At 23.6% G+C, this 3,926-nt stretch carries 4 protein-coding genes; 1 reads left to right on the top strand and 3 read right to left on the bottom strand.

All coding sequences use genetic code 11. From position 1 onward, the window contains the following. Nucleotides 1-106 precede the first annotated feature (106 nt). Nucleotides 107-1,699, top strand: a complete 1,593-nt coding sequence (locus GBZ86_RS13460; RefSeq protein ID WP_152891468.1) for an oleate hydratase — start codon at nucleotides 107-109, stop codon at nucleotides 1,697-1,699. Between the two features lie 120 nt (nucleotides 1,700-1,819). Here the strand turns inward: GBZ86_RS13460 and GBZ86_RS13465 are convergent, their stop codons facing one another. From GBZ86_RS13465 to GBZ86_RS13475, 3 genes are all read right to left on the bottom strand, one after another. Next, a complete protein-coding gene (locus GBZ86_RS13465; protein WP_152891470.1) occupies nucleotides 1,820-2,383 on the bottom strand; it encodes a hypothetical protein in 564 nt (187 codons plus the stop codon). Between the two features lie 152 nt (nucleotides 2,384-2,535). Next, the gene (locus GBZ86_RS13470) at nucleotides 2,536-2,952 is read right to left on the bottom strand and encodes a hypothetical protein (protein ID WP_152891472.1); all 417 of its coding nucleotides are present in this window, start codon (nucleotides 2,950-2,952) and stop codon (nucleotides 2,536-2,538) included. A gap of 40 nt (nucleotides 2,953-2,992) precedes the next feature. After that, entirely contained in the window at nucleotides 2,993-3,796 is an 804-nt protein-coding gene (locus GBZ86_RS13475; RefSeq protein WP_152891474.1) for a hypothetical protein, read from the bottom strand. Nucleotides 3,797-3,926 lie beyond the last annotated feature (130 nt).

A 3,926-nucleotide genomic window follows, 5' to 3' on the forward strand; every position in this document is an offset into this window, starting at 1 on the left:
CAATATATCTTATTAAAATAATTGGTGAAAAAGTAATATTATAGTAGTATTATAAAATTATAGTATTAAAATTACTATAATTTTTTTTAGAAAGAAGTGTGATAATATGAATACTTGTGTTAATCCACAAGAAAGAAAAGTTTATCTTGTAGGTGCTGGTATTGCATCCTTAGCTAGTGCTGTTTATTTTATTCAGGAAGGACATATATCACCTAAAAATATTTGTATTTTCGAACAACAAAATGTTTTAGGTGGTTCTCTTGATGGTGCTGGAAATAGTGAAGATGGCTATATTTCTCATGGTGCTAGAATGTTTGATAAAGAAGCTTATGCATGTACATATGATTTATTTTCAAGGGTTCCATCTTTGAATGATCCTAATCTTACTGTTTTAGATGATTTTAATAAATTCAATAAAGACACTAAATTTAACAGATCTAACGTTCGTTTAATTGGAGAAAATGCAGAAAGAATTGATGTATTATCATTTCAACTTAGTAGAGGGGATCAACTTATGCTTTCTAATATGATGATACAGCCAGAATGTAAATTTGAAAAAGCAAGAATATGTGATTGCTTTTCAGAAGAGTTTTTCCACACAAATTTCTGGTATATGTGGTGTACAACTTTTGCCTTCCAACCTTGGCATAGTGCCATTGAATTTAGAAGATATTTACATAGATTCGTTCATGAATTTCCACATGTTACTGATTTAGCTGGGGTAAGACATTCAAGATACAATCAATATGATTCAATTACATTACCTATAGTAACTTGGTTAAAAAATGAAGGAGTAGTTTTTAAACCTAATTGTAAAGTAACTAATTTTCAATTTGAAATAATAGATGGTAAAAAATCTGTTAAACTTATAGAATATAAAGAAGAAGATAAAGAATGTAATATTGATGTAACTCCTATAGACTTAGTTTTAGCTACTGTAGGTTCAATGACTGCTGCCTTTAGTGTAGGAGACAATGACACTAAAACAGAAATATATGGTAAAGATAAAGATGGTTCATGGGACTTATGGGAAAATCTTTCTAAAATTGATGATAACTTTGGACATCCTCAAGTTTTCGATGAACGTATAAAAGAATCTCTTTGGGAATCTATAACTATGACTTTTAAAACTCCATTATTTTTTGATTTAATGCGTGATTTCTGTGGTGGTACTGGTACAGAAGTTACATTTAAAGATTCTAATTGGTTTTTATCAATAGTATTACCAAAACAACCTTATTTCATAGATCAACCTGATGATGTACAAGTTGCTTGGGGATATGCATTACATCCTGATAAAGAGGGTAATTTTGTACATAAAAAAATGTGTGATTGTACTGGAAAAGAGATAATGGAAGAAATTTGTGGATTACTTAAATTTAATGAGCATAAAGATGAAATAATAAAATCTACTATCTGCAAAGGTTGTGTTATGCCATTTATAACAAGTCAATTCTTAACTAGAAGTAAAGGAGATAGACCAGAAGTAGTTCCTAAAACATCTCATAATTTAGCTTTCATAGGGCAATTCTGTGAAATAAAAGATGATACAGTATTTACAGTAGATTATTCAGTAAGATCAGCACAAATTGCTGTATATACTCTTTTAGGTTTAAACTATAAAGAAGTGACACCAATATATTTAGGAGAGTATGATACAAGAGTTTTACTTGGTGCTTTAGCAACTATGATAAAATAATTTAATTTTTATTATATTGAAAGTGGCTGTATAAAAATAGCCTGTCTATCTAAAAGATAGATTATACTTAACGAATTAAGTATAATCAGTGTTATTAAAAGAATAAGTCCAGTGGATATATTAAAATCCACTGGATGTTTTTTGTTTGCAACTATTTTCTATTTTAGTTATTAAAGGACATATATTATTAGTTATAAATTTGTTAGAATCAATTAATATATCAATACTTTCAATTATTAATTGAAAATTACTAGTATTCATTGCTTCTATGGCTAAGGATATAGCATGAGTTTGTATATCTTTACAATTCATAAGCTTTTCTTGTAATGCTTTAGTATCATCATTATTTGGTACTTCTAATTTAGAAATTTCATTCCATTTCATTTTAATTTCTTTAAAGGCAAGTTCTATTTTAGATTCATTATCATCTGTAAGCCAAGTTTTAACATTACAATATTCTTTAACTATATTCCAATTTTTGTTTATAATATTCATATCTTCTTTTACTTTTTTTATGTATTTACAAATTTGTTCCTTATTGCTTTCTTTAAACTCATTTTTTTTAAAGGAATAATTATGGATGTTTTCTTTTTTAAATTTATTAATTAGCATATTATTTAAACATAATAAAATTATACATACAATCAAAACTCCTATAACTAAATGTATTAATTTTTTTCCCATGATAATCACCACTAATAGATTTTTTAAAATTTTTATTATACACCTTACTCTAGTATAAAATTTATAGAATATTTTTCTATATTTTTTAATTTTAAAATAGGAATTATGTAATATAATTAAATTTTTTTATAATTATATTACATAATTCCTATTTAACATAAACTATCTACATTTTTTTTACATTTTACTAATTCATTAATTATTTTAATTATTATATCTAAATTCAACAAATTAAAATCATCACTATTACTATTAAAGTTCTTTTTTAAAATCATACAAGTTCCTTTTAATCTAACTCTTGAAAAATTAGTTGCCAATGGATTATGTTCTAAATTTTCTGGTAAAAAATTATCATTATAAACTATAACAATATCATTTTTAAGAATATAAAATGAAGGTTTTCCTCCTACTTCATTAACTAAACTTTCATAATTTAATTTTAGAGGACGTACTACAGTAACATCTTCTTCAGGAGATATACTTATGTATCCCTCAAGGAGACCAACAGTTTCTAATTCATTTAAAATTTCTTTATTATCATTTAAATTCTCCAAAACAACTCTAAGCATTTTTATCACTCATTTCAATAGTTTATTATTTTTTATATTCTTATATGTTTTCTTTATTTTCATATTTTATTATTAATTCAATAACCTCACGAAAGTGTGCTATATCTATTAATAAATTTTTTATTAACTCATTTTCTTTTAAAGTTTTTCTATAATTTAAAAAGTCATCAAATGAACTATATAAATATTTATACTCACTATAGATTTCTAAAATATTATCCTCATCACTTTCTAAATTATCATTTAAAACCTGTAATATTTTGTATATTTTTTCAACTAATATTTCAACAGAAAAATCACAAGATAAAAGTTTATGTAGCTCTATTGAATTATTATATTTAACTAATTTATTTTCTTGTACTTGTTTTATATTTTTTGATTCTATTAATTTTAAAAATTCTCTATCATTATTCCAAATTTTCATTAAATTAAAATGTACTTCTGATGTAATAAATTCAGCTTTTATTAATAAACGAATAATAAATAAAGTTATACCCTCTTTATACTTACAAACTTTATAAGATTTTTTCATTTTATGTAAATAAAATGCCATTTTACTAAGTAGTTTTAAATCATTATATTCCATATACCATTCTTTTTTATTTTTTAAAAGTTCATATAAATCAAGTAAATTATTAAGGTTAATATTTTCACTATGAAAATAATGCATAGCAATATTATTTTTATAGTCAAACATAAAATTAATTAAAATATGGTCAAATTCACTTATTTGAATTTGGGATTCTTTATTTCCTATAACCCAATTAGCATAAAGAGATAAAAATGGATTTATTATATCATCCATATTAAATTTATTAGCAATTAACAATTTATCATTTTTCATTTTAATAACTCCTAAATACAATATCTTTATAAAACTAAGATATACTTAATTGTAATAAAATTTGCTTATTATAGTATACCCCTATTAGTGAAAGTAATATCATTAATAGGGGTAATTGTAAATTTATTTC

The organism is Clostridium tarantellae (genome assembly GCF_009295725.1).
Lineage (GTDB): Bacteria > Bacillota > Clostridia > Clostridiales > Clostridiaceae > Sarcina > Sarcina tarantellae.

What these genes read in the sequence shown, in the direction of transcription:
- GBZ86_RS13460 (WP_152891468.1), top strand. Translation starts at nt 107, where the DNA reads ATGAATACTTGTGTTAATCCACAAGAAAGAAAAGTTTATCTTGTAGGT.
- GBZ86_RS13465 (WP_152891470.1), bottom strand. Translation starts at nt 2,383, where the DNA reads ATGGGAAAAAAATTAATACATTTAGTTATAGGAGTTTTGATTGTATGT.
- GBZ86_RS13470 (WP_152891472.1), bottom strand. Translation starts at nt 2,952, where the DNA reads ATGCTTAGAGTTGTTTTGGAGAATTTAAATGATAATAAAGAAATTTTA.
- GBZ86_RS13475 (WP_152891474.1), bottom strand. Translation starts at nt 3,796, where the DNA reads ATGAAAAATGATAAATTGTTAATTGCTAATAAATTTAATATGGATGAT.